The 25649-nt window shown below is 60.3% G+C and carries 25 protein-coding genes and 1 pseudogene; 12 read left to right on the top strand and 14 right to left on the bottom strand.

All coding sequences use genetic code 11. The features are described 5' to 3' along the window. Positions 1-621, top strand: coding sequence for a TetR/AcrR family transcriptional regulator (locus AC3Y64_RS02020; RefSeq protein ID WP_430945406.1), 621 nt, complete (start codon positions 1-3; stop codon positions 619-621). A 145-nt stretch (positions 622-766) separates the two neighbouring features. On the opposite strand, the gene AC3Y64_RS02015 is transcribed toward AC3Y64_RS02020, so the two are convergent. The 3 genes from AC3Y64_RS02015 to AC3Y64_RS02005 form a co-directional block, all read right to left on the bottom strand. After that, a complete protein-coding gene (locus AC3Y64_RS02015) occupies positions 767-1699 on the bottom strand; it encodes a phasin family protein (protein WP_489986252.1) in 933 nt (310 codons plus the stop codon). Positions 1700-1709: 10 nt separating this feature from the next. Next, the gene (locus AC3Y64_RS02010; RefSeq protein WP_489986251.1) at positions 1710-2132 is read right to left on the bottom strand and encodes a phasin family protein; all 423 of its coding nucleotides are present in this window, start codon (positions 2130-2132) and stop codon (positions 1710-1712) included. Between the two features lie 204 nt (positions 2133-2336). Further along, a complete protein-coding gene (locus tag AC3Y64_RS02005; RefSeq protein WP_158956717.1) occupies positions 2337-2612 on the bottom strand; it encodes a polyhydroxyalkanoic acid system family protein in 276 nt (91 codons plus the stop codon). A 166-nt stretch (positions 2613-2778) separates the two neighbouring features. Between AC3Y64_RS02005 and ubiE the strand changes: the two genes are divergently transcribed. The 11 genes and pseudogenes from ubiE to AC3Y64_RS01950 all read left to right on the top strand — a co-directional run bounded on the left by ubiE (position 2779) and on the right by AC3Y64_RS01950 (position 10932). Next, positions 2779-3549: a bifunctional demethylmenaquinone methyltransferase/2-methoxy-6-polyprenyl-1,4-benzoquinol methylase UbiE gene (gene ubiE, locus AC3Y64_RS02000; protein WP_008080626.1), complete on the top strand. Its 771-nt coding sequence runs from the start codon at positions 2779-2781 to the stop codon at positions 3547-3549. Next, positions 3549-4172, top strand: coding sequence for a ubiquinone biosynthesis accessory factor UbiJ (locus tag AC3Y64_RS01995; protein WP_007909360.1), 624 nt, complete (start codon positions 3549-3551; stop codon positions 4170-4172). Before ubiE ends, AC3Y64_RS01995 begins: the two co-directional genes overlap by 1 nt. Next, the gene (gene ubiB, locus AC3Y64_RS01990) at positions 4169-5773 is read left to right on the top strand and encodes a ubiquinone biosynthesis regulatory protein kinase UbiB (protein ID WP_489986250.1); all 1605 of its coding nucleotides are present in this window, start codon (positions 4169-4171) and stop codon (positions 5771-5773) included. The genes AC3Y64_RS01995 and ubiB overlap by 4 nt, the downstream gene beginning before the upstream one ends. A 120-nt stretch (positions 5774-5893) precedes the next feature. Further along, the gene (gene hisI, locus AC3Y64_RS01985) at positions 5894-6295 is read left to right on the top strand and encodes a phosphoribosyl-AMP cyclohydrolase (protein WP_007909357.1); all 402 of its coding nucleotides are present in this window, start codon (positions 5894-5896) and stop codon (positions 6293-6295) included. Continuing rightward, positions 6288-6620, top strand: coding sequence for a phosphoribosyl-ATP diphosphatase (locus AC3Y64_RS01980; RefSeq protein WP_003220849.1), 333 nt, complete (start codon positions 6288-6290; stop codon positions 6618-6620). The genes hisI and AC3Y64_RS01980 overlap by 8 nt, the downstream gene beginning before the upstream one ends. A 25-nt stretch (positions 6621-6645) precedes the next feature. Further along, positions 6646-6927, top strand: a complete 282-nt coding sequence (locus tag AC3Y64_RS01975; protein ID WP_122593949.1) for a twin-arginine translocase TatA/TatE family subunit — start codon at positions 6646-6648, stop codon at positions 6925-6927. A gap of 10 nt (positions 6928-6937) precedes the next feature. Beyond that, positions 6938-7396, top strand: a complete 459-nt coding sequence (gene tatB, locus AC3Y64_RS01970; RefSeq protein ID WP_489986249.1) for a Sec-independent protein translocase protein TatB — start codon at positions 6938-6940, stop codon at positions 7394-7396. Next, a complete protein-coding gene (gene tatC, locus AC3Y64_RS01965; protein WP_489986248.1) occupies positions 7393-8184 on the top strand; it encodes a twin-arginine translocase subunit TatC in 792 nt (263 codons plus the stop codon). Before tatB ends, tatC begins: the two co-directional genes overlap by 4 nt. Continuing rightward, positions 8181-8888, top strand: a complete 708-nt coding sequence (locus AC3Y64_RS01960; protein WP_489986247.1) for a 16S rRNA (uracil(1498)-N(3))-methyltransferase — start codon at positions 8181-8183, stop codon at positions 8886-8888. The genes tatC and AC3Y64_RS01960 overlap by 4 nt, the downstream gene beginning before the upstream one ends. Before the next feature lie 127 nt (positions 8889-9015). After that, positions 9016-10077, top strand: a pseudogene (locus AC3Y64_RS01955) (methyl-accepting chemotaxis protein); the annotation flags it as partial. After that, a complete protein-coding gene (locus AC3Y64_RS01950; RefSeq protein WP_371925668.1) occupies positions 10060-10932 on the top strand; it encodes a methyl-accepting chemotaxis protein in 873 nt (290 codons plus the stop codon). The pseudogene AC3Y64_RS01955 and the gene AC3Y64_RS01950, both read left to right, overlap by 18 nt. Positions 10933-11143: 211 nt before the next feature. Here the strand turns inward: AC3Y64_RS01950 and AC3Y64_RS01945 are convergent, their stop codons facing one another. The 11 genes from AC3Y64_RS01945 to hutH (AC3Y64_RS01895) form a co-directional block, all read right to left on the bottom strand. Then, positions 11144-11878, bottom strand: a complete 735-nt coding sequence (locus AC3Y64_RS01945) for an amino acid ABC transporter ATP-binding protein (protein ID WP_158956710.1) — start codon at positions 11876-11878, stop codon at positions 11144-11146. Further along, on the bottom strand, positions 11871-12830 hold the full coding sequence (locus AC3Y64_RS01940) for an amino acid ABC transporter permease (RefSeq protein ID WP_489986246.1): 960 nt from the start codon (positions 12828-12830) through the stop codon (positions 11871-11873). The genes AC3Y64_RS01945 and AC3Y64_RS01940 overlap by 8 nt, the downstream gene beginning before the upstream one ends. Before the next feature lie 129 nt (positions 12831-12959). Beyond that, positions 12960-13757 (bottom strand): transporter substrate-binding domain-containing protein, encoded by a 798-nt coding sequence (locus AC3Y64_RS01935; protein WP_034152980.1) that lies wholly within the window; start codon positions 13755-13757, stop codon positions 12960-12962. Between the two features lie 190 nt (positions 13758-13947). Then, on the bottom strand, positions 13948-16518 hold the full coding sequence (gene mdoH / locus AC3Y64_RS01930; protein ID WP_489986245.1) for a glucans biosynthesis glucosyltransferase MdoH: 2571 nt from the start codon (positions 16516-16518) through the stop codon (positions 13948-13950). Next, on the bottom strand, positions 16511-18322 hold the full coding sequence (locus AC3Y64_RS01925; RefSeq protein ID WP_489986244.1) for a glucan biosynthesis protein G: 1812 nt from the start codon (positions 18320-18322) through the stop codon (positions 16511-16513). Before AC3Y64_RS01925 ends, mdoH begins: the two co-directional genes overlap by 8 nt. 275 nt (positions 18323-18597) lie before the next feature. Continuing rightward, positions 18598-19035 carry a D-aminoacyl-tRNA deacylase gene (gene dtd, locus AC3Y64_RS01920; protein ID WP_489986243.1) on the bottom strand — a complete coding sequence of 146 codons (438 nt, stop codon included), beginning with the start codon at positions 19033-19035 and terminating at the stop codon, positions 18598-18600. After that, the gene (gene pip, locus AC3Y64_RS01915) at positions 19032-20003 is read right to left on the bottom strand and encodes a prolyl aminopeptidase (protein WP_105706045.1); all 972 of its coding nucleotides are present in this window, start codon (positions 20001-20003) and stop codon (positions 19032-19034) included. Before pip ends, dtd begins: the two co-directional genes overlap by 4 nt. Positions 20004-20247: 244 nt before the next feature. Continuing rightward, complete coding sequence (gene hutG, locus AC3Y64_RS01910) at positions 20248-21051, bottom strand: N-formylglutamate deformylase (RefSeq protein WP_489986242.1); 804 nt, start codon at positions 21049-21051, stop codon at positions 20248-20250. 10 nt (positions 21052-21061) lie between these two features. Beyond that, entirely contained in the window at positions 21062-22267 is a 1206-nt protein-coding gene (gene hutI, locus AC3Y64_RS01905) for an imidazolonepropionase (protein WP_489986241.1), read from the bottom strand. A 131-nt stretch (positions 22268-22398) separates the two neighbouring features. Continuing rightward, positions 22399-23931: a histidine ammonia-lyase gene (gene hutH / locus AC3Y64_RS01900; RefSeq protein ID WP_489986240.1), complete on the bottom strand. Its 1533-nt coding sequence runs from the start codon at positions 23929-23931 to the stop codon at positions 22399-22401. Between the two features lie 116 nt (positions 23932-24047). Next, on the bottom strand, positions 24048-25571 hold the full coding sequence (gene hutH, locus AC3Y64_RS01895; RefSeq protein ID WP_489986239.1) for a histidine ammonia-lyase: 1524 nt from the start codon (positions 25569-25571) through the stop codon (positions 24048-24050). Positions 25572-25649 lie beyond the last annotated feature (78 nt).

The following is a 25649-nucleotide window of genomic DNA, read 5'->3' as shown; positions in this document are numbered from 1 at the left end:
ATGAAAACCCGCGACCGGATTCTCGAATGTGCTTTGCAACTGTTCAACGAAAAGGGCGAGCCGAACGTCTCCACCATGGAGGTGGCCAACGAAATGGGCATCAGCCCGGGCAATCTCTACTACCACTTCCACGGCAAGGAGCCGTTGATACTCGGGTTGTTCGAACGCTTTCAGAATGAACTGGCGCCACTGCTCGATCCACCCTCGGATGTGGAACTGGCGCCGGAGGATTACTGGCTGTTTTTGCATTTGATCGTTGAGCGGTTGGCGCAGTACCGGTTCCTGTTTCAGGACTTGTCGAACCTGGCGGGACGGTTGCCGAAACTGGCCAAGGGGATTCGTCATCTGCTCAACGCGCTGAAGCGCACGCTGGCGTCGTTACTGGCGCGGTTGAAGGCGGGTGGCCAGTTGGTCAGCGATACCCAGGCGCTTGGGCAACTGGTGGAGCAGATCACCATGACACTGCTGTTCTCGCTGGATTATCAGCGGATTCTGGATCGTGAGGGTGAGGTGCGGTTGGTCGTGTATCAGATCATGATGCTGGTGGCGCCGCATTTGCTGCCGCCGGTGAAGGTCGCGACTGAGCGGATGGCTCTGCAATACCTCGAAGACCACGAGTAGCCCGGAATCAAAAGATCGCAGCCTTCGGCAGCTCCTACAGAGGAATGTGTACCTCTGCAGGAGCTGCCGAAGGCTGCGATCTTTTGATCTTCAAACAAAAACGCCCGACCTTCACAGGCCGGGCGTTTTGTTTTGCCCTGAAAAATCAGGACTGACTGGTTGGCGTCGACGGGGTCGATGCAGCAGTCGGGGTTGCCGCCGGAGTCGGTGCGGCGGCGGAGTTCGACGCGCTTACCGGAGCTGCCGGGGTGGCAGGTTTGGCTGCAGCAGGTGCTGCTGGCTTCGGCGCAGCGGCTTTCGGCGCGGCCGGTTTTTTCACTGCAGGCTTCTTCGCCGCAGCCGGTTTGGCCGCTGGCTTGGCAGCCGGTTTAGCGGCAGCGGTTTTCGCTGCTGGCTTGGCGGCCGGTTTGGCGGCTGCTTTTGCCGCAGGTTTAGCGGCTGGTTTCGCAGCGGCTTTAGCGGCAACCGGTTTGGCAGCGGCTTTAGCGGCAGGCTTGGCGGCGGCAGTTTTTGCAGCCGGTTTAGCGGCGGCTTTGGCTTTCGCTGCCGGCTTGGCGGCTGCTTTTACCAGTGGCTTGGCAGCGGATTTTGCCGCTGGTTTTGCCGCTGCGGTTTTGGCGGCCGGTTTGGCTGCCGCGGTTTTCGCCGCCACAGGCTGAGCCTTCAGACCGGTGAGTTTTTCGATCTGTTTGGTCAGTGTGTCGACCTTGCTGTTGAGCGCTTTGACTTCATTGCGGCTCGGGACACCGAGGCGCGAAATCGCGCTGTTCAGGCGCTTGTCGAAAGCCCCTTCCAGCTCGTCCCACTTGCCCAGTGCGCGATCTTTCACGCCGCTCATGCGCGACTTGGCCGAGGAAGCAGAGTCCTTGGCAGCATCGACTTTTTTGCCGACTGCCGACTTGGTCAGCTTCTCGGCTTTCTCGCCGTCTTTGACCAATGTATCGAAGAGCTTGCTGCCGTCAGTGTCGATCTTCGAGTACACGCCTAAACCAGCCAGCCAGATTTTGCGGGAGTAGGATTCGACCTTCCCGACCCACGAGCTGCTATCTTTTTTATCAGTAGTCTTTTTGCCAGCCATCCCGTTCTCCTTAAGATTTACGCGCGACGCGTTCGAGCAATGCCGTCAGCTCATCGAGCTTAGCAGAGAGTGTCTCAACGTCATGTTTAGACGGAATGCCGATACGATTCAAGGCGCTTGCTACACGGGTGTCGAACGCCTTCTCGACCTTGTCGAGTTGAACCTCGACACGACCCTTGAATGAACTCACTTCATCCTTGGCTTCGTCGATCTCGGCGTTGGCCGCTTCGAGTTTTTCGGTGACGGCTTTTTTGCCTTTCTTTTCAACAATTTGACCAGCCTTGATCAACTCTTGAAAGTAGTCGCTGCCCTCTTGGCCGACCTTGGCGTAGGCACCCAGGCCTGCCAGCCAGATCTTGCGGGCATAGGATTTGACGTCGCTCAGAGCAGAAGTCGAAGCGTCGATTTTTTTCTTCAAAATAACTTTGGCCATGGTGCACCTCACGCGCAGAAGGTTTGAGGAACTGCCCGGAAAGTGTCGGGCTCTGGCACAAAGTAGGCAGAAAAATTAGAAACGGCACCCTAACAACTGACATGAATCGGTGGTGCCTGAATGAAAAGATCGCAGCCTTCGGCAGCTCCTACAGGGGAATGTGTATCTCTGTAGGAGCTGCCGAAGGCTGCGATCTTTTGATGTTCAGACCAGCGCTTTATCGAGGGCTTTCTCGATCTCGGCTTTGATCATGCCGCTCATGGCCGACATCATGATGCCCAGCTCCACGTCGACCTTGATCGAATCGTCCGCCACATGCACCGCGCCTTTCACGCCCGAGCGCTTGAGGTTCAGGGTGTCGCCGGCCCATTGCGGCTCCAGTCCGTATTGATCGGAGAGTTTCTGCGCCAGCTTGTCGGCCTTCTCGCGGGCGGCTTCCTTACCCAGGTTGTGGGCACGCTCAACAGTGATTTTGGCCATTGATTGACTCCTGCTTTTTGAATGGGGAGAAAAAGATGTGTCGGTAAATCTTGACCGCCGCTGCGGCAAATCGTCCCGAAGGTTGCCCATCTTACCTTTAGCCATTCCAAGACAAAGCATGGCTTGGGGATTAGAATGTCGCGCATTCTCTTTTGGTGACAGCGATATGACTGATCAGCGCAAAGGCAGCGATGCCGAACCCACCACTCACTTCGGCTTCAAAAACGTTCCGGAAAGCCAGAAAGCGGAAAAAGTCGCTGAGGTTTTCCACTCGGTAGCCGCCAAGTACGACCTGATGAACGACCTTCTGTCGGGCGGCATGCACCGTTTGTGGAAGCGTTTCGCGATCGAACTGTCGGGCGTGCGCAGCGGTAATCGCGTGCTCGACATCGCCGGCGGGACCGGTGACCTGACCAAAAAATTCTCGCACCTGGTCGGCCCGACCGGTCAGGTGGTCTTGGCCGACATCAACGAGTCGATGCTCAAGGTCGGTCGTGATCGCCTGCTCGATCTGGGTGTTGCCGGCAACGTCGAATTCGTTCAGGCGGACGCGGAAAAACTGCCGTTCCCCGACAACCATTTCGACTGCGTGACCATCGCCTTCGGCCTGCGCAACGTCACGCACAAAGAAGACGCTCTGCGTTCGATGCTGCGCGTGCTCAAGCCTGGCGGTCGTCTGTTGGTGCTGGAATTCTCCAAGCCGACCAACGCGCTGATGTCGAAAGCCTACGACGCCTACTCGTTCGCCTTCATGCCGCTGATGGGCAAGCTGATCACCAACGACTCGGAAAGCTATCGCTACCTGGCCGAATCGATCCGCATGCACCCGAATCAGGAAACGCTGAAGTCGATGATGGTCGATGCCGGTTTCGACCGAGTGACCTATCACAACATGACCGCAGGCATCGTCGCCCTGCACCGCGGCATCAAGCCCTGATGTTGCTCACCGGGCTGCTCGCCAGCGTCGAACTCGGCCTCAACCGGGTGCTGCGTCTCGACAGCACGGCGCTGCCGCGGCTGGCGCATTTGACCGGCAAAGTGATCGCCGTCGACTGCCGCAGCCCGGCGCTGCAACTCTTCATTCTGCCGAGCGACGAAGGCCTGATGCTGGCCTCGCACTGGGAAACCGGTGTCGATTGCACCCTGCGTGCGCCGGCCTCCAGCCTGATCAAACTGGCCGTGAGCAAAGACAAGACCGCGGTGCTGCACGCTCCGGAAGTCGAGCTCGACGGCGACAGCGGCGTGCTGCTGGAGCTGGCCGGTGTGCTGCAAGACCTGGAGCTGGACTGGGAGTACGAACTCTCGCGCTGGCTCGGCCCGGTCGCCACGCAACTGGTCGGTGGCCATCTGCGCAGCCGCGCACGCTGGTATCAACAAGGATTTGCCAGCCTCAACCAGAACCTCGCCGAATACCTCGCCGAAGAATCGCGCACCCTCGTCGGGCAGCGTGAAGCCGAAGCGCGGTTCAGCGAACTGGACCGGATCAAACTTGATCTGGAACGTCTCGAGGCGCGTTTCGAGCGCCTTTCCCGATCCCTCGACCCAAGCGATAACGCATGAAGCTGCTTGCCGTCCGCCGTCTGTTGCGCATCCAGCGCGTCGTGATTCGCTACCGCCTCGATGACCTGCTGTTCGACCTGCCGTTGCCGTGGTTTCTCCTGGCGCTGCGCTATGCACTGCCGTGGCGCTGGTTCCCGCGCAAGCCGCTGGAGCTGAGCCGGGGCGCGCGTTTGCGTCTGGCGTTGCAGGATCTCGGGCCAATCTTCATCAAGTTCGGGCAGATTCTTTCGACTCGCCGCGACCTGCTGCCGGAAGACATCGCCGATGAGCTGATGTTGCTGCAGGATCGCGTGCCACCGTTCGATCCGCAGCTGTCGATCAAACTGATCGAAGAACAGCTCGGCAAGAAGATCAGCGACGTGTTCAGCCGATTCGACGTCGAACCGCTGGCCTCGGCCTCGGTGGCGCAGGTGCATGCCGCGCAGCTGAAAACCGGCGAAGAAGTGGTGGTGAAGGTGATCCGCCCCGGTTTGAAAACGGTGATCGCACAGGATCTGGCGTGGCTGTTCATCCTTGCCCGCGCCGCTGAAAAGCTCTCCGCCGACGCGCGTCTGCTGCATCCGGTCGACGTGGTCCAGGACTACGAAAAAACCATCTACGACGAACTCGATCTACTGCGCGAAGCGGCCAACGCCAGCCAGTTGAAGCGCAACTTCGAAGGTTCGCCGCTGCTCTACGTGCCACAGGTCTATTGGGACTGGTGCCGGCCGAAAGTGCTGGTGATGGAGCGTATCTACGGCATTCAGGTGACCGATCTGGCGACCCTCGCCGATCAGCGCACCGACATGAAGATGCTCGCCGAACGTGGCGTGGAGATTTTCTTCACCCAGGTGTTCCGCGACAGTTTCTTCCACGCCGACATGCACCCGGGCAACATCTTCGTCAGCACCGTCAATCCGTGGAGCCCGCAGTACATTGCGATCGACTGCGGCATCGTCGGCAGCCTGACCCCGGAAGACCAGGATTATCTGGCGCGCAACCTGTTCGCGTTCTTCAAGCGTGATTACCGTCGTGTGGCGCAATTGCACATCGACTCGGGCTGGGTGCCGGCGGAAACCAAACTCAACGAATTCGAAGCGGCGATCCGTACCGTGTGCGAACCGATCTTCGAAAAACCGTTAAAAGATATTTCATTTGGCCAGGTGCTGATGCGCCTGTTCCAGACTGCGCGACGCTTCAACATGGAAGTGCAGCCGCAGCTCGTTCTGCTGCAAAAGACCCTGCTGAACATCGAAGGCCTCGGCCGTCAGTTGTATCCGGATCTGGATCTGTGGAACACCGCGCAGCCGTTCCTCGAGCGCTGGATGCGCGAGCGCGTCAGCCCGAAAGCCTTGCTCGGCAACGTGCAGAGCCAGTTCGAACAATTGCCGCACCTGGCGAATATGGCCCGCGATCTGCTCGAACGCATGTCGCAGCCGCACGCCTACGACCCGCCGCCGCCGTGGCACAAACGCAAGGACGACTGGTTCCTGCGCCTGCTCGGTTGCGCGCATCTGGCCGGTGGGGTGATCCTTGCCATCGGTGGCCCGCTACACGAATTGGGGCATTGGCCGGCCGGAATCATGGTGGCCGTGGGCTTGTATCTGGTCGTTCGCCGATAGCACGAATCAGCTGCAAGTTATAAGCTGCGAGCTGCAAGCCTGACGATACTGGAACACCGCAATCTGCTTTTACTTGCAGCTTGAAGCTCAAAGCTTGTAGCTGCGTTTCGGGAATTGAAGATGAAAAACTGGCTGGACGAGATCAAATGGGACGCTGATGGCCTGGTGCCGGCGATTGCCCAGGATCACAAGACCGGACGCGTGCTGATGATGGCCTGGATGAACCGCGAAGCGCTCGAACTGACCGCTGCGGAAAACCGTGCAATCTACTGGTCACGTTCCCGTGGCAAGCTGTGGCGCAAGGGCGAAGAGTCCGGCCATGTGCAGACCTTGCATGAAATGCGTCTGGACTGTGACGCCGACGTGATCATCCTGATGGTTGAACAGATCGGCGACATCGCTTGCCATACCGGCCGTCAAAGCTGCTTTTATCGCGTCTTCGAAAACGGCGACTGGAAGACCGTCGACCCGGTTCTGAAAGACCCGCACGCCATTTATTCCGCAGGACACAAACATGAGTGACACCCTGACCCGCCTGGCGCAAGTGCTCGAAGAGCGCAAAGGCGCAGCCGCCGACAGCTCGTATGTGGCTAGTCTGTATCACAAGGGTTTGAACAAGATTCTGGAGAAAGTCGGCGAAGAGTCGGTCGAAACCATTATTGCCGCCAAGGACGCCGCCATCAGCGGTGACTGCAGCGATGTGATCTACGAAACCGCCGACCTGTGGTTCCACAGCATGGTCATGCTCGCCCAACTGGGGCAGCATCCGCAGGCTGTGCTGGATGAACTGGATCGCCGCTTCGGCCTGTCCGGACACGTCGAGAAAGCCTCGCGTCCGTCCGCCTGAACAATTTTTAGAGAGGAACAGCAACATGGGCATTTTTGACTGGAAACACTGGATCGTCATTCTGGTTGTCGTGGTGCTGGTGTTCGGCACCAAGAAACTGAAAAACCTCGGCACTGACGTCGGCGAATCGATCAAGGGCTTCCGCAAAGCCATGAACGACGATGAAAAGCCAACTGCTGATCCAACCGTGACGCCTGCGCAGCCGGTGCCACCGGTGCAGCCGCAAGCCACCGCTCAGGCCAACCCGCCGCACACCATCGACGTGCAGGCGCAGAAAGTCGAAGAGCCGATCCGCAAAGACGTGTGAGCACTGACTAATGTTTGGTATCAGCTTCTCTGAACTGCTGCTCGTCGGCCTCGTCGCCCTGCTGGTGCTGGGCCCCGAGCGTCTGCCGGGCGCTGCGCGCACCGCTGGCCTCTGGGTCGGCCGGCTGAAGCGCAGCTTCAACGCGATCAAACAGGAAGTTGAACGTGAAATCGGTGCCGACGAGATCCGTCGGCAACTGCACAACGAGCACATTCTGTCGCTGGAGCAAGAGGCGCGGAAGATTTTCTCGCCGGTTCAGCAAGAGCCGACGCCGGTTGAACATGTCGGGCAGCAGACGATTCATGCGCCAAGCGCGCCCGTTACGCCAGCACCGGCTCCCGCAGCCGTTGTAGCACCGACAGAACCGCTGCCCGCGCCTGCAGAAACCTCGGTTGAACATGTATCCCCAACCGCCGCGCCGATCACGCCAGCGCCTCACGACCCAACATTGCCGCCGCGAGCCCCATGAGCGATCTCCCCGAAAACGACCAGCACATGCCGCTGGTTTCGCACCTCACCGAGTTGCGCACCCGCCTGCTGCGTTGTGTGGCGGCGATCTTCATCATCTTCGCCGGGCTGTTTGCCTTCACCCAACAGATCTACACCTTCGTCTCGACGCCGCTGCGCCAGTACCTGCCGGTCGGCGCGACGATGATCGCCACCGACGTGTCGTCGCCGTTCCTGACGCCGCTGAAGCTGACGATGATGGTCTCGCTGTTCCTCGCGATCCCGGTGATCCTGCATCAGATCTGGGGCTTTATCGCGCCGGGCCTGTACAAGCATGAGAAGCGCATCGCAGTGCCGCTGCTGGTGTCGAGCATCCTGCTGTTCTACACCGGCATGGCGTTCGCCTATTACTTCGTGTTCCCGCTGATCTTCAAATTCTTCGCTGCAGCCACCCCGGCCGGCGTGGAAATGATGACCGACATCGCCAGTTACCTCGATTTCGTCATGACGCTGTTCTTCGCCTTCGGCGTAGCGTTCGAGATCCCGGTGGCCGTGGTGCTGCTGGTGTGGATCGGCGTGGTCGACGTCAAATACCTGAAGAAGATCCGCCCGTACGTGATCATCGGCTGCTTCGTGGTCGGCATGATCCTGACGCCGCCGGACATCTTCTCCCAAACCCTGCTGGCCGTACCGATGTGGATGCTGTTTGAAATCGGCATTCTGTTCGGTGGCTTGATCAGCAAGCGCGAACGCCCGGACGAAACTCAGGCCGACGATCACAACGACCAGCCGCCAGCGACTCAGGCATGAACCTGCTGTTGCTCGAAGAGGCCGATTTCATTGCGGCCGACCGTGTGATCCTGCGTGATCGACGCCTGACGCACATGCAGGAGGTTCACCGTTCGGAAGTCGGTGACAGCCTGCGCGTGGGGCGGATCAATGGTTTGATGGGTTCTGCTGAACTGCTGCGCCTGGAGGCGGGTGAAGCGGAGCTGCGTGTCAGCCTCGATCAGCCGCCACCGGCCAAACTGCCGCTGACGCTGGTACTCGCCCTGCCGCGCCCGAAGATGCTCCGCCGGGTGTTTCAGACCGTGGCGACCATGGGCGTGTCCAAGGTGATTCTGGTCAACAGCTATCGGGTCGAGAAGAGTTTCTGGCAGACGCCGTTTCTTGAGCCCGAAGCCATTCGCGAGCAATTGATCCTCGGCCTCGAACAAGCCCGCGACACGGTATTGCCGGAAATCATCATCGAGAAGCGCTTCAAGCCGTTCGTTGAAGATCGCCTGCCCGCCATCACCGAAGGCACCCTTGGTCTGGTCGGTCATCCCGGTAACTTCCCAGCTTGCCCACGCGCGCTCAGCGAACCCGTCACCCTGGCCATCGGCCCGGAAGGCGGCTGGATTCCCTACGAAATCGATCTGCTGGGCAAATCCGGCCTGCAACCGGTGCAATTGGGCGAGCGCATCCTGCGCGTCGAAACCGCCGTTACCGCCCTTCTCGCCCGGCTCTTCTAAACCGCTGGTGGGGGCGCCTGCTCCCTCGCCGGAATCTCCTGACTTCCCGGACAAATGGCGTTACAGATTGCCATCACCCAGCCGATAACCTCGCCATAAGTCCAATTAGTGGTCGGGGAGTTGTCGCATGTACCGTTGGTTAGCCGAGAATCTTGGAAACGTCAGCGTTAAACGCAAACTGGGCATCGGCTTCGGCCTGGTGCTGTTGCTGACGCTGTTGATCACTTTCACCGGCTGGACCGGCATGAGCGGCATCATCAGCCGTGGCGACAAGCTCGGCTTCATTTCCAGCCTCAATGAGTACAGCAAAGACTTGCGCATGGCCCGCGTCGACTACGATGCGCGCCGTGGCGAACAAGGTCCGGGCGCGGTCAACGACATGCTCGGCAAACTCGACAGCGGCCTGCAAACCGCTCGCACGCTGATCGAACAACCGGCCGACATTGCCTTGGTCGACCAGCAACTGGCTGCCGTTGCCGAATACAAACGCGCCTTCGCCGACCTGGTCCAGGCCACCACACAACGCGAAGACGCCCGCAGCAAGCTCGGCGCCAATGCCGACAACGCTGTTGCGAAAGTCTCGGACGTTGAAAAATCTCTGCTGCAAGGGGACAGCGTCGCGCAATTCAACAGCGTGGTCGAGCTGAGCAAACTGCTGCAGCAAGCGCGCTACCAAGTGCGCGGCTACACCTACAGCGGCAAGGCCGATGCCGAGCAACCCGCGCTCGATGCCATCGAAAACGTCCTGAAATACCTCGACAGTCTGCCGTCGAAATTACCGGAACAGCACATTGCCAACCTGCAGCAGGCCACGGAATCGATGAAGGCTTATCGCGCCGCCGTCGGGCAGTTCCGCGACTCGCAAACGGCCAGCAGCAAAGCCGTTGCCCGCATGGCTGCTCAGGGCGACATCCTGCTCGATGCCAGTAAAAAACTGACCATTTCCCAGACCGTGGTGCGCGACACCGACGCCGCTCACGCGAAAAACATGCTGATCATCGCCACCCTGCTGGCCGTGGCCTTCGGCCTGCTCGCCGGGTGGGCGATCACCCGCCAGATCATCATCCCGCTGAACCAGACCCTGAAAGTTGCCGAGCGTGTCGCCGCTGGCGATCTGACCCACAACCTGGTGTCCCTGCGCCGCGACGAACTCGGCCAGTTGCAGCGTTCGATGCAGAGCATGACCCAAGGCCTGCGCGAGCTGGTCGGCGGGATCAGCGACGGCGTCACCCAGATCGCCAGCGCCGCTGAAGAACTGTCGGCGGTGACCGAGCAGACCAGCGCCGGGGTCAACAATCAGAAAATCGAGACCGATCAGGTCGCCACCGCCATGAACGAAATGGCCGCCACCGTGCAGGAAGTCGCGCGCAACGCCGAGGAAGCTTCCGAAGCCGCCGTTGCCGCTGACCAGCAGGCCCGTGAAGGCGACAAAGTCGTTGGCGAAGCGATTGCACAGATCGAGCGTCTGGCCGTTGAAGTGGGGCATTCCACCGAAGCGATGGGCGAACTCAAGCGCGAAAGCGACAAGATCGGCAGCGTCCTCGACGTGATCAAATCCGTGGCCCAGCAAACCAACCTGCTCGCCCTCAACGCGGCCATCGAGGCTGCACGTGCCGGTGAAGCCGGGCGCGGTTTTGCCGTGGTCGCCGATGAAGTTCGCAGTCTCGCCCAGCGCACGCAGAAATCCACCGAAGAAATCGAAGAGCTGATCGTCGGCCTGCAAAACGGCACCCAGCAAGTGGCGACGATCATGGACAACAGCCGCACCCTGACTGACAGCAGCGTCGAACTGACCCGTCGTGCCGGTGGCTCACTGGAAAGCATCACCCGCACCGTGTCGGCGATTCAGGCGATGAACCAGCAGATTGCTGCAGCGGCCGAGCAGCAAAGTGCAGTGGCCGAAGAGATCAACCGTAGCGTGCTGAATGTGCGGGATGTGTCGGATCAGACGTCGGCGGCGAGTGAAGAGACGGCGGCGTCCAGCGTTGAGCTGGCGCGCCTGGGTACTCACCTGCAGACGCTGGTCGGTCGCTTCAAGGTTTGAGGTGATTCATCGGCCTCGGTTCGCTGTGGACCGAGGCGATGCTATCGCTAGCAGGGCTAGCTCCCACAGGGGTTTTGGTGTTGCACAATACACCCCAATCCTCTGCAGAAGCAGCTACAGGTTTGGGGTATTGCACAAATGGTGTGAACCTCACGAATCCCCTGTGGGAGCTAGCCCTGCTAGCGATTAGCGGCCCCCAAGGCCGCTGCTTTTAAAGAACCTGACGCAAGAAAGCCTGTGCACGCGGATCCTTCGGCGCATCGAAGAACTCTGCCGGCGCGGCGTCTTCCAGCAGTTTGCCATGATCGAAAAACAGCACCCGATCCGCCACTTCCCGAGCAAAACCCATTTCATGGGTCACGCAGACCATGGTCATGCCTTCCACGGCCAGGTTCTTCATCACATCCAGCACTTCGCCGACCATTTCCGGGTCGAGGGCCGAAGTCGGCTCATCGAACAACATCACCTTCGGCTCCATCGCCAGCGCCCGGGCAATCGCCACGCGCTGCTGCTGACCGCCGGACAGGCGTGACGGAAACTCGTTGGCCTTCTGCGCGATACCAACCTTTTGCAGCAATTCCATCGCCTTCGCCTCGCGCTCTTTCTTGCCGCGCTTGCGCACGACTTTCTGCGCCAGACAGAGGTTTTCCAGCACGGTCATGTGCGGGAACAGGTTGAAATGCTGAAAGACCATGCCGACTTCGCGGCGGTAGGCGTTGACGTCGGTTTTCGGGTCGGCCAGTTGCAGCCCGTCGATGCTCACCGAGCCGGAATCGAATTCTTCCAGGCCATTGAGGCAGCGCAGGAATGTCGACTTGCCGGAGCCCGAAGGGCCGATGACCACCAGCACTTCGCCCTTGGCGACTGTGGTGCTGACGCTATCCACCGCGCGCACCACTTGGCCACGGGTGTCGAAGACTTTTACCAGATCGCGGACTTCAATCACTTTGCGCGAGCCTCCGCTCTAGCCGGCTGGCGATTTTCGACAGCGGCAGGTTGATCAACAGGTACAGGCCGGCGACGCAGAACAGAATCTCGAACGGCGAGAACGAGGTGGTGATGACTTCACGGCCACTTTTCAACAACTCGGTGATGGCGATCACCGACACCAGCGAGGTGTCCTTGACCAGACTGATGAACTGTCCGGCCAGTGGCGGCAGCACGCGTTTCAACGCCTGCGGCAGCACCACGTGGCGCATCGACTGGCCGGCACTCAGACCGAGCGAGCGTGCAGCTTCGTTCTGGCCTCGGGCGATCGATTGCACGCCGGAACGAATGATCTCGGCCACGTAGGCGCCGGTGAACAGCGACAGCGCGGCGATCCCGGCAAATTCGCGGGACAGGTTCATCACCGTGCCGATGAAGAAGTAGAAAATGAAGATCTGCACCAGCAACGGCGTGCCGCGCACCAGTTCGACGTAAATGGTCGAGAGATCGCGCAGGGTCGGGTTGTTCGACAGCCGGCAAAGGCCAGTGACCAGACCGATCAGCAAACCGAGGACGCCGGAGACGACCGACAGCCAAAGCGTCGTCCACAGCCCCCACAACAGCGGCCCTGCCGCCCAATGTCGAGTCACGCCTACCACGTCGCCTTCGGCCACATCGTCGCCCTGGGCGAATTGCAGGCTGTTCTCGTCGACGGTCAGGTGCTGCTCGTCACCGGCATCATTGCGCAGGGTGACTTGCGCGCTGCTGCCCTTGCGCACCAGTTCGGTGACGGTGGCGATGTCAGTGGCGCGCTGGGATTCTTCAGCCTGATAGGCGAAGTACTGCGGCACGCGGTTCCAGCGCCATTCGTAGGACATCAGCGACGTCGCGTAATACAACGCGCCCGCCAGGCCGATCAGCACCAGCACAGTAAGGACGTGCCAGGGCCATTGGGCTTTTTTCTGTTTCATTGCAGGTTCCGGATTTTGTGTTGCTCTGGAGGGCCTCTTCGCGAGCAGGCTCGCTCCCACAGGGGAATGCATTCCAATGTGGGAGCGAGCCTGCTCGCGAATGGGGCGACTCGGTCTATGCGACCGGGCTTATTCCATGTCCTTGAGCCACTCGGTGCTCTTGAACCACTTGTCATGGATGCGATCGTAGGTGCCGTCTTCGTGGATCTGGTGCAGGAAGTTGTTGATGAAGTTGAGGCTGTCGTAATCGCCCTTCTTCAAACCAAAGGCCAGAGGCTCGTAGGTGAACGGCTTGTCGAGGAACACCAGTTTGCCAGCGCCGACCTTGGTCACCGCAACAACGTTGTACGGCGCGTCGTAGATGAAGGCATCAGCCTTGCCGTTGACCACGTCGAGCACGGCTTCCTGCTCGTTGTCGTAGCCGTGGTACTTGGCTTTGGAGATCAGCTTCTTGGCGACCATTTCGCCGGTGGTGCCGAGCTTGGAGGTGATGCGGTAGTCAGCCGTGTTCAGGTCTTTGTAGGACTTGATGGTGCCTTCCAGCTCCTTGCGAATCAGCAGGGTCTGGCCGACCACGATGAACGGTTCGCTGAAGTTCAGGCGCAGGTTGCGCTCCTGAGTCAGGGTCATGCCGCTGCCGATCATGTCGAACTTGTCGGTCATCAGCGCCGGGATGATGCCGTCGTAACCGGTGGAAACCAGTTCCAGCTTGACGCCCATGGCCTTGGACATGGCTTTGAGGATGTCGACTTCGAAGCCGATGATTTCGCCGCGTTTGTTGGTCATTTCGAACGGCATGTAGGTCGGATCCATACCGACTTTCAACGTGCCGCGCTTGACCGCGTCATCGATTGCGCCGGCCTGTGCCGCATTGACTGCAACCAGTGCCGTGACGCCGACCAGCAGCATCGACAGATACTTCTTCATCTTCAAGTCCCCAAAACCATTGCGTGTGCGGCGCGAAAACCAACAGTGACGGGCAAAAAAGCCCGGGTGCGCCAATTCGGGGACGGATGCTAACGCACTCGTTCGTTTGCACAAGGTTTTTTGCTGGTCTAGAGACGGATGCTGGCGTTGTTGAAGGCAAAAAAAACCCCGCTTTCGCGGGGTTTCCTTATCAGGCCGGCTGAGCCTGCAGGCTCAGCGGTCGCAACGGCAATGGCGGCGCGTGCGGATCGGCTTTCACCGACGCGCGCCATGCATCCAGCCACTCAGCGTGACCTTCCGCCCAGACCTGCTCGTGCAGACGCGCCAAGGCAACAGGGTCGCTCAGCAATTGCAGACGATCATGGTTGTTCAACCCCGCAGGGCCGACCTTGAGCGCGTGACGCACACGTTCCTGACGCAGCCACTCGATCGGCTCGGCCTGACCGTGACGAGAGGTCGCCAGTGAGCACGCCAAAGCGTTCTGCTGGGGATCGACCACCGCGCGGACGAAGCCGTCGTTGAGGGCGTGGTAACGATTTTCGTGGGTGTACTGATCAGTCGCCAGCAGCGCCTGTGGCGGATTGTATTCCTCAGGGATGAGGAACAGGCTCTCGTCACGGGACTTCAGGCCCAGACCAACACGGCTGGAAATCACCGACACCGGAATCGACAACATCAGCGAACCGACGATCGGCACCAGCCACCAGAGGAAGCTCGGGTTCAGCCAGATCACCAGCAGCGCCCACAAGAAGCCCAACAGGGTTTGCGGGCCGTGGCGTTTGACCGCTTCGCTCCAAGGCGTCGAGTCGTCGTCACGTTGCGGCGAGTTCCAGGTCGCGGCCCAGCCGAGGAACGCGGCGAGGACGAAACGGGTGTGGAAAATCATCCGCACCGGCGCCAGCAGCATGGAGAACAGCATCTCCAGCAACATCGACAGGGTCACCTTGAACTTGCCGCCGAACTCTTTCGCGCCCTTGGCCCAGATCAGGATGATGCTCAACAGTTTCGGCAGGAACAGCAGCACGATGGTCGTCGAGAACAGCGCGATCGCCTTGTCCGGGTGCCATTGTGGCCACAGCGGATAGAGCTGACGCGGTTCGAGGAAGTACTGCGGCTCCATCAGCGTGTTGACCGCCAGCAGAGCGGTCGACAACACCAGGAAGAAGAACCACAACGGCGCGGACAGGTACGACATCACGCCGGTGAGGAACACCGCGCGGTGCACCGGGTGCATGCCTTTCACCAGGAACAGGCGGAAGTTCATCAGGTTACCGTGGCACCAGCGACGGTCACGCTTGAGCTCGTCGAGCAGGTTTGGCGGCAGTTCTTCGTAGCTGCCCGGCAAGTCGTAGGCAATCCACACGCCCCAACCGGCACGGCGCATCAGCGCGGCTTCAACGAAGTCGTGAGACAGAATCGCACCGGAGAACGCACCTTTACCCGGCAACGGCGCCAAGGCGCAGTGGTCGATAAACGGCTTCATGCGGATGATCGCGTTGTGGCCCCAGTAGTGGGATTCACCCAACTGCCAGAAGTGCAGACCGGCGGTGAACAGCGGGCCGTACACTCGGGTGGCGAACTGCTGCATGCGCGCATACAGGGTGTCCATGCCCGACGCACGCGGCGCGGTCTGGATGATCCCGGCGTCCGGCGTGGCTTCCATCAAGCGCACAAGACTGGTCAGGCACTCGCCGCTCATTACCGAGTCGGCATCGAGAACGACCATGTACTTATAGTCACCGCCCCAACGACGGCAGAAGTCGTCGAGGTTGCCGCTCTTGCGTTTCACACGACGGCGACGGCGACGGTAGAAGATCTTGCCGAAGCCCTTGGCTTCGCGGCAGACGTCCAGCCAAGCCTGTTGCTCGGCCACGCAGATATCGGTGTCGTTACTGTCGCTGAGGACGAAGAAGTCGAAACGATCCAGATCACCAGTGGCGGCGACCGATTCGAACGTTGCCCGCAAACCGGCGAACACGCGCGGCACGTCTTCGTTGCAGATCGGCATGACCAGCGCGGTACGCGCGCCTTTGGCAATCGGCTCGTTGCCGGCGCTTTTGCCGGAGATACGGTATTTATCGTGACCGGTGAGCAACTCGAGGAAGCCCATCAACGCGGTCCAGAACCCGGCCGATACCCAGCAGAACAGAATCCCGAACAGAATCAGAATGCTGGTTTGCAGTGCGTACGGCAGCACTTGCGTAGCGGTTTGCAGCAGCGGCTGATGCAGGACTTCTTCCAGATCGACGAACGACCAGCCCTGGTACGGCATGATGCCTTTCATGTACCAGCCAGCGACGATGGTCTGGCCGAGCATCAGCAGCAACAGAATGTAGCGGCGGATCGAACCGACGGTGCGCCAGCGCGCAGCCGGCAGGACGTTTTCGTCTTTCGGCGGCTGTGGCGGGTTGGTGCGGCCGGTCATACGGCGCCAGCCACGCACCAGAATATTGGTGCGCCAAGGCTCCGGCACGACTTTGGTCCGGCGGATCGGCGGCGTCGCCTTCATGCTGACGCGACCGCTGGCGTCGAGCACCAGCATCTCCGCGTCTTCCAGTTCTTCGGCAGTGCTCAGGATCAGACGCTTGCCCACCGAAGCCTGGGCGGCTTCGGCAGGAGCGTCGAATGTCGAGGACGACAGGCGTTCATGCAACTCGCTGAACGACTGGCAGCCCGCGAGTTCCGCGCGCTGCTCGTCGGTCATCGGCAGATGCGCCAGATACTCGGACAGAGTCTCTGGCTGTACTTGAGAGTTACTCATCGGCAGGCAACTGATAGCTCCAGGTCTCGGTCAGGACTTCTTCAGTCGGTGCCGATTCCGGTGTGGCTGGGGCCGCGTCGGCAGCAACAGGCTGCTTGGCGTCTTTGTTGGCCTTGTCCTTGGCTTCTGCCGCTGGCTTGGCGTCGGCCTGCTTGGCCTCGGCTGCCTTGGCTTCCTTGTCGATTTTCTCTTGCTGCTTGGCGGCAACCTTGTCGGCCTTGGCGACGGACGAGTTGGACGCCGGCACCGATTTCGCCAGATCAGCGGTCACGACTGGTTGAACCAGTGCGGCACGCATCTCAGTCGACTTGCTCGGGTCCTTGATTTTCATCCGCAGGGTCAAGCGCCAGCCCTTGGTTTCCGGGTTGTAGCGCACGCTGTTTTCAACCAGCTCGGCGTTGTCGCCAACACTGACCTGACTGCGCACGTCGGCATCCGGGGTCAACGCGGCCAGCGATGGACCTTCGAAGTCGACCAGGTAAGCAACGCTGCCATCCGGCTGACGGATCAGGTTCGATTGCTTGACGTCACCGGTCGAACGCAGGGTCTGCGAAACCCAGGCGCTGTCCGGCGCGTGAATCGCCGCTTCGTCCATCGTCCAGTGCATGCGGTAAGCGAAGTCCAGCGGCTGGCCTGGCTCCGGCATTTTTTCCGGGCTCCAGAACGCAACGATGTTGTCGTTGGTTTCGTCGGCGGTCGGAATTTCTACCAGATCAACGGTGCCCTTGCCCCACTCGCCCTTCGGCTCGATCCACGCGCTTGGACGCTTGTCGTAGCGGTCGTCGAGGTCTTCGTAGTGGCTGAAGTCACGGCCACGCTGTAGCAGACCGAAACCACGCGGGTTCTCGATGCTGAAGTTGCTTACGGCCAGGTGTTTCGGGTTGTTCAGTGGGCGCCAGATCCACTCGCCGTTGCCGGCATGGATCGACAGACCGCTGGAGTCGTGCAGTTCACGACGGTAGTTGAGGACTTTCGACGGCTGGTTGGCGCCGAACAGGAACATGCTGGTCAGCGGCGCGATGCCCAGTTTGCCGACCTTGTCACGCAGGAACATCTGCGCTTTGACGTCGACAATGGTGTCGCTGCCCGGACGCAGGATCAGACGGTAGGCACCCGTGGCACGCGGCGAATCCAGCAGCGCGAAGATCACCAGGTGCTTGTCGCCCGGCTTCGGCTGTTGAATCCAGAACTCGCGGAAACGCGGGAATTCTTCGCCCGACGGCAGCGCGGTATCGATCGCCAGACCACGGGCCGAGAGGCCGTAGGTGTGGCCCTTGCCGACAACGCGGAAGTAACTCGCGCCGAGCATGGTCATGATTTCGTCTTGCTTGTCGGCCTTGTTGATCGGGTACAGCACACGGAAACCGGCATAACCCAGTTGTTCAGTGGCCTTCGGATCGAATTTCAGGTCGCCGAAATCGAAGCGCGTCGGATCATATTTGATCTCTTCGACGGTGTTCGCCGTGATTTCGTTGATTTTCACCGGTGTATCGAAGTGCATACCCTGGTGATAGAAAGACAGTTTGAACGGGGTCTTCTGATCAGCCCACTCAGCCTTTTCGGTGAGGAAGCGGATTTTCTGATAGTCCGCGAACTTCATGTCGCGGAATTCGTTCGGCAGGTTGCTGCGCGGGGCTTCGAATTTCTGCCCGGCCAGCTCTTTGGCCTTGGCCGATACATCGTCAAGATTGAACGCCCAAAGCTGACCGGCGCTGAGCAGGCACAGGAGCGCCGAACCCGCTACCAGAGCACTTCGCACGCGTTTGGCAGACAATTTTGCTGCATTACAGGGACTAACAATCACGAGCAACCCTCGCCGAAAACAGATCAATAAACCAACGGCCAGCTATCTATATGCCAGGTTGGCGAGCATTGTTCCGACTCCGCAGGGGCAAAATGATTCCCCAATCGGATCCAGACAAGTCTCTACCTAAGTCAAAAATGAACCAGCGAACGCCGATCCCAGTGCGCGCGATTATCTAGTAGCCCGCATGACAACGCATCAGGGGTAACAAAGTATTTATCGCGAAAACACCTTAAAAACAGTCGAAATTTCCCAAAAAGGTGTTTCAAGCGCTTTCAGGTCTGTAACAAAAAGGTAACCGGGCCATCGTTGACCAAATACACCTGCATATCGGCGCCGAATCTACCTGATGCCACAGTGCCATGCACCTGTTTCGCTCTGCCTAATAGATAGTCGAACAATTCCTCGCCCAAGGCGGGTGGCGCTGCCGTCGAAAAGCTCGGGCGCAACCCGCTTTTGGTGTCGGCGGCCAGGGTGAACTGAGAGACCAGCAGCAACCCACCGCCTACATCGGCGAGGGACAAGTTCATCTTGCCCTCCGCATCGCTGAATACCCGATAGTTAAGCAGCTTATGCAGAAGTTTGTCGGCGCTGGTACGCGTGTCGTCGGGTTCGACCGCTACCAGCACCAGCAAACCGTGATCTACCGCACCCACCACTTCGCCTGCCACTTCAACTCGCGCACCGCGTACGCGCTGTAAAAGCCCCTTCATGCTTCTTCGGGCGGCAGATCGAGCAGGCGCTGGGCCATGTTGCCCGCAGCACGCACCAGTGCATCGGTAATGCCCGGTTCAGACGCGGCGTGACCGGCGTCGCGGATCACCTGCAGTTCGCTGTTCGGCCAGGCTTGATGCAGTTCCCAGGCGTTATCGAGCGGACAGATCACGTCGTAGCGACCGTGAATGATCACGCCCGGCAGATGGGCGATCTTGCCCATGTCGCGAATCAGCTGGTTCGGCTCAAGGAAGGCATTGTTGGTGAAGTAATGGCATTCGATCCGCGCAATCGACAGCGCGCGCTGTGGCTCGGAGAAGCGATCGACCACCAGCGGGTTCGGCCGCAGGGTCGCGGTGCGCCCTTCCCAGGTCGACCAGGCTTTGGCGGCGTGCATCTGCGCAATCTGGTCGTTGCCGGTCAGGCGCTTATGGAATGCGCTGAGCAGGTCGTCACGCTCGTCCAGCGGAATCGGCGCGATGTAGTCCTGCCAGTAATCGGGGAACAGACGGCTGGCACCGGCCTGATAGAACCATTCGATTTCCTGCGGACGGCAGAGAAAGATCCCACGCAGGATCAGACCGTGAACACGCTCAGGGTGGGTTTGCGCGTAGGCCAGCGCCAGGGTCGAACCCCAGGAGCCGCCGAACAGCACCCATTTGTCGATGCCCAGGTGTTTGCGGATGCGCTCGAGGTCGGCGACCAGATCCCAGGTGGTGTTGTTCTCAAGGCTGGCGTGCGGGGTCGAGCGCCCGCAACCGCGCTGGTCGAAGGTGACAATGCGATAGAGGTTCGGATCGAAATAGCGACGGCTCTGCGCGTCGCAACCGGCGCCGGGGCCGCCGTGAATGAACACAACCGGCAAACCCTCCGGTGAACCGCTTTCGTCGACGTACAGCGTGTGGGTGTCATCGACAGCCAGATCGTGCCGGGCGTGAGGTTTGATCTGCGGAAACAAAGTCTGCATTGCGCGCTCCGTAAGGGGTCGAGGTCATCCCTGGGGGGACTTCTATTATTCTGCCGTTGGGCATCATAAACCCGATTTACGTCAATGAGCATGCCTGTGGACTTGATCGTTCCCACGCTCTGCGTGGGAATGCCTATTGGGACGCTCCGCGTCCAGTGACGCGGAGCGTCACGGGCTGCATTCCCACGCGGAGCTTGGGAACGATCAAAAGATCGCAGCCTTCGGCAGCTCCTACAGGGGTGGATCAGTCGGCGTAGTGAGACTTTGCCCAGGCCAGATAGCCTTGTAGCAGTTCCTTGAGTACGACTTGCGTCGGCTCGGCCAGATCGGCGCGATAGCGGAACGGTTCGAATTCTTCCATGTACGTGCACTGACCCAGTTCCAGTTGCACCGCGTGGATGTTCTCGGCCGGGTTGCCGTAATGACGGGTGATATGGCCGCCCTTGAAACGGCCATTGAGTACATGGCTGTAATCACCGTGGCGCGCGCAGATCGCTTCCAGTTGCGCAGCCAGTTGCGGATCACAACTGGCGCCGTTGAAAGTGCCGAGGTTGAAATCCGGCAGTTTGCCGTCGAACAGGTGCGGGATGATCGAGCGAATCGAGTGCGCATCGAACAGCAGCGCGTAACCGAATTCGGCTTTCAACCGAGCCAGCTCTTCCTGAAGCGTGCGGTGATACGGCGTCCAGATTTGCTCAAGGTAGGTTGCGCGCTCTTCTTTCGATGGCTCGTGCCCTTCGCGGAACAACGGAATGCCATCGAACAGCGTCGCCGGATACAGCCCGGTGGTGGCACCGGCGTACAGCGGTTTGTCGTCGGACGGACGATTCAGATCAATGACAAATCGCGAGTACTCGGCCGCCAAGGTGCTGGCGCCGACTTCTTCGGCGAAGTCGTAAAGCTGTGGAATGTGCCAGTCGGTATCCGGCAGGCTTTTCGCGTCCGGGATCAATCCGGCTTCGACCACAGGGGTCAGACGCACACCGGCATGCGGCATGCTGATCAGCAACGGCACGCGACCTTGTTTGAAGTTCAGAACCTTATCCACAACCGCCCTCCTACAGACTTGATTCAACGCCGTGACGCACGACGCGTTTGTCCAGCTCACCGCCGAGCCAATAAGCCAGATCCGCCGGACGATCGATGTGCCAGGCGACGAAATCCGCGACCTTGCCGACTTCCAGCGAACCGTGGGAATCGGCCATGCCCAACGCTTGCGCAGCGTGAATGGTGGCGCCGGCCAAGGCTTCTTCCGGGGTCATGCGGAAACAGGTACACGCCATGTTCAGCATCAGCCGCAACGACAGCGCCGGCGAGGTGCCGGGGTTGAGGTCGCTGGCGATGGCGATCTTCACCTTGTGCTTGCGCAGGGCTTCCATTGGCGGCAACTGGGTTTCGCGCAGGAAATAGAACGCGCCCGGCAGCAGCACGGCGACGGTGTCGGCCTCGGCCATGGCGATGGCGTCGGCCTCGTCCATGAATTCCAGATGATCGGCGGACAACGCCTTGTAGCGCGCAGCGAGGCTGGAGCCGTGCAGCGAGGACAGTTGTTCGGCGTGCAGTTTCACTGGCAAACCGAGTTTTTGTGCGGCGATAAACACGCGCTCGACCTGCTCGGGCGAGAATGCCAGGTATTCGCAGAACGCATCCACGGCATCGACCAGCCCTTCAGCGGCCAATGCTGGCAGCATCACGTTGCAGACCAGATCAATGTAATCGTCGGCGCGATCCTTGTACTCCGGCGGCAGCGCGTGGGCGGCCAGGCAGGTGCTGCGCACGCTGATCGGCAGCTCTTTCTGCAGACGCCGGATGACCCGGAGGATTTTGCGTTCGTTGACCAGATCGAGGCCGTAGCCGGACTTCATTTCGACCGTGGTCACGCCGTCGCGCATCAGGCTTTTCAGGCGTTTGGCGGCGCTGGCGAACAGTTCGTCTTCAGTGGCTTCGCGAGTCGCGCGCACGGTGCTGGCGATGCCGCCACCGGAGGCGGCGATCTCCGCATAGCTGACGCCTTGCAGACGTTTTTCAAATTCGCCGCTGCGGTTTCCGCCGAACACTGTATGGGTGTGGCAGTCGATCAGGCCGGGAGTGACCCACGCGCCTTGCAGGTCATTGACCGCCGGGTATTCGCCGGACGGCAATTGATTGCGCGGGCCGATCCACTCGATGTGCGCACCGGACGTCACGATGGCCGCGTCCTCGATGATCGAGTAGACGCCTTGCGCCATCGTTGCGACGTGGCAGTGTTGCCAGAGGGTTTTCATCCCAAATCCTCGTCTTGTGATCGTTCCCACGCTCTGCGTGGGAATGCAGCCCGTGACGCTCCGCGTCACTGGAGGCGGAGCGTCCCTTGAGGCATTCCCACGCGGAGCATGGGAACGATCAGTGTGTAGGGTTAAAGGCTAGGCAGCAGCTTCACCGGAACCAGCTCGGTCAAACAGCGCGAAGCCAACAGTTCAGTCGCTGCATTGATATCTGGCGCAAAGAAGCGGTCCTTCTCATAGAACGGCACTTCCTTGCGCAGAATCGCCCGCGCTTGCTCAAGCTTCGCCGAGGTCTTCAGGCCGTTACGCAGATCCAGGCCCTGCACCGCTGCCAGCCATTCCACCGCGAGAATCCCACGGGTGTTTTCCGCCATTTCCCACAGACGCTTGCCCGCCGCCGGCGCCATGGAAACGTGGTCTTCCTGGTTAGCCGAAGTCGGCAGACTGTCCACCGAATGCGGATGCGACAACGCCTTGTTCTCACTGGCGAGTGCCGCAGCGGTCACCTGAGCGATCATGAAGCCGGAGTTCACCCCGCCGTTGGCGACGAGGAACGGCGGCAGTTGCGACATGTGCTTGTCCATCATCAGCGAGATGCGGCGTTCGCTCAGCGAGCCGATTTCGGCAATGGCCAACGCCATGTTGTCAGCGGCCATGGCCACTGGTTCGGCGTGGAAGTTGCCGCCGGAAATCACGTCACCTTCAGCGGCAAAGACCAGCGGGTTGTCGGAAACGGCGTTGGCTTCAACCGCCAGCACTTCAGCGGCCTGACGGAACTGCGTCAGGCACGCGCCCATCACTTGCGGCTGGCAGCGCAGCGAGTATGGATCCTGAACCTTCTCGCAGTTCTGGTGCGAGTCGGAGACTTCGCTGCGCTCACCGAGCAAATCGCGGTAAGCCGCAGCGGCGTCGATCTGACCTTTCTGGCCACGCGCCGCATGGATGCGTGCGTCGAACGGCGAGCGCGAACCCAGTACCGCTTCAACCGTCAGACCGCCCAGCGCCAATGCGCCAGCAAACAGGTCTTCACCTTCAAACAAGCCACGCAGTGCATACGCCGTGGAAACCTGAGTGCCGTTGAGCAGCGCCAAACCTTCTTTCGCCGCCAGCGTCAGCGGCGTCAGACCCGCGACTTTCAGCGCCTCGACAGCTTCCATCCACTCGCCCTTGTAGCGCGCCTTGCCCTCGCCCAGCAGCACCAGCGACATGTGCGCCAGCGGTGCCAGGTCGCCCGACGCGCCGACCGAACCTTTCAGTGGAATGTGCGGATAGACCTCGGCATTGATCAGCGCAATCAGCGCATCAATCACCACGCGGCGGATACCGGAGAAACCACGGCTGAGGCTGTTGACCTTGAGCACCATGATCAGCCGCACCAGTTCGTCGCTGATCGGCTGGCCAACGCCGGCGGCGTGGGACAGCACCAGCGAACGCTGCAGGTTTTCCAGGTCTTCGCTGGCGATGCGGGTCGAGGCCAGCAGGCCGAAACCGGTGTTGATGCCGTAGGCGGTGCGATTCTCGGCGAGGATCTGCTCGACGCAGGCAACGCTGGCTTCGATCTGCTGCGAGGCGCTGTTGTCGAGGCTCAGCTTGACCGGGTTCAGGTAGACGTCACGCAGTTGGGCCAGGCTCAGTTGGCCGGGAATCAGGTTCAGCGCAGTCATTTTGTGCTCCTTTTGAGAGTTTGTTATTAACTCGCCAGACGCTCCGGAGATGTCCGTTGTCCGTCGCGTCTCGCCTTTTGGGGAGTCGCGCCTTGGCACGCTGGCGTGGGTATTTTTCAGTGCAAATTCGGTAAAACGTTGTGCGGCAGATTCGGGTTTTTCAACACCCTCGCAGCGGCAGCGATGTCCGGCGCCAGCCAGCGATCCTGATCGTAGGCCGGGACTTTTTCGCGCAGCAGTCGCCAAGCGACATCGGTGCCGGCGCCAAAGCGTTGTTCCTTGAGAAATTCAAAAGCCTGCGCCGCCAGCAGGTATTCGATGGCGAGGATCTGCGTGCAGTTTTCCAGGGCGCGATGCAGTTTCAGCGCGGCGTTGGTGCCCATGCTCAGGTGATCCTCCTGCAGGCCCGAGGTGATGTAGTTATCGAGCACCGCCGGTTGCGCCAATTGACGGTTTTCCGCGCACAGCGATGCGGCGACGTATTGGACGATCATCATTCCGGAGTTCACTCCCGGATTGGCCACCAGAAACGCCGGCAGACCGCTGACGTGCGGGTTCACCAAACGATCGAGGCGACGCTCGGCGATCGAGCCGATTTCAGCCATGGCAATCGCCAGCAAATCCGCCGCCATTGCCACCGACTGACCGTGCGGATTGGCCTGCGACATCACCCGGAAATTGTCCGGGGTGCCTAGCAGCAACGGATTGTCGGTGCAGCCGTTGAGTTCGGCTTCGACCTGTTTGATCGCATGTTCCAGTTGATCGCGCGCCGCGCCGTGCACCTGCGGGATCGAACGGATGCTCAGCGCATCCTGAGTGCGAATGCCTTTGCTCGAAGCAATCACCTCACTGCCATCGAGCAACGCACGCAGATTGATGCCGACCTGCTTCATGCCCGGATGCGGTTTCAGCGCGATGATCTCGGCATCGAACGCGTCGATCTGACCGCGTTGCGCTTCGAAACTCATGGCGCCGATGACATCGGCCCACTGCACCAGACGCGTGGCATCGGCAATCGCCAGACAGCTGAGGCCGGTCATGCACGGCGTGCCGTTGACCAGACACAAGCCGTCCTTCGCGCCGAGTTGCACTGGCTCAAGACCTTCCTCGGCCAGCGCCTGTTGTGCCGAGGTAATTTGGCCGCGATAGCTGACATTGCCGACGCCGAGCAGTGTGATGCCAATGTGCGCCATGTGGGTCAGATAGCCGACTGAACCTTGCGACGGCAATTGCGGGGTGATGCCGCGATTAAGCAGCGCCAGCAGCGCTTCGACGACCCGCCGGTGGATACCGGATTTGCCGTGGCTGTAGTTGTGAATGGCGGCGCAGATGATCGCGCGGGTCTGCTCGTCGGCGAGTACCGGGCCGACGCCGCAGGCATGGCTGAGCAAGGTGTTGCGCGAGAGCTGACTGAGTTGTTCATCTTTGAGCGAGACGTTGGACAAACCGCCCAGACCGGTGTTGACGCCATAGGCACGCTCGCCGCTTTCGACGATGCGCTGGACGATGTTTTGCGCGTTTTCGATGCGCGCCCAGGTGTCGCTCGACAATTCGAGATTCGCGCCGTGACGGGCAACGGCGACCACATCCTGCCAACGCAGAGGGGCGCCGGTGATAACGATTTTTTCAGCCTGGGACATCTAAAACCTCAACCGTAATATTGATGCAGCTTCACCGGCCCTATCGCTGGCAAGCCAGCTCCCACAGGATCTCCAGTG

It is taken from the genome of Pseudomonas sp. 4CAES_32.4, from assembly GCF_058136335.1.
Note: the sequence above shows the minus strand (reverse complement) of the source record. Positions and strands in the feature narration are given on the sequence as shown.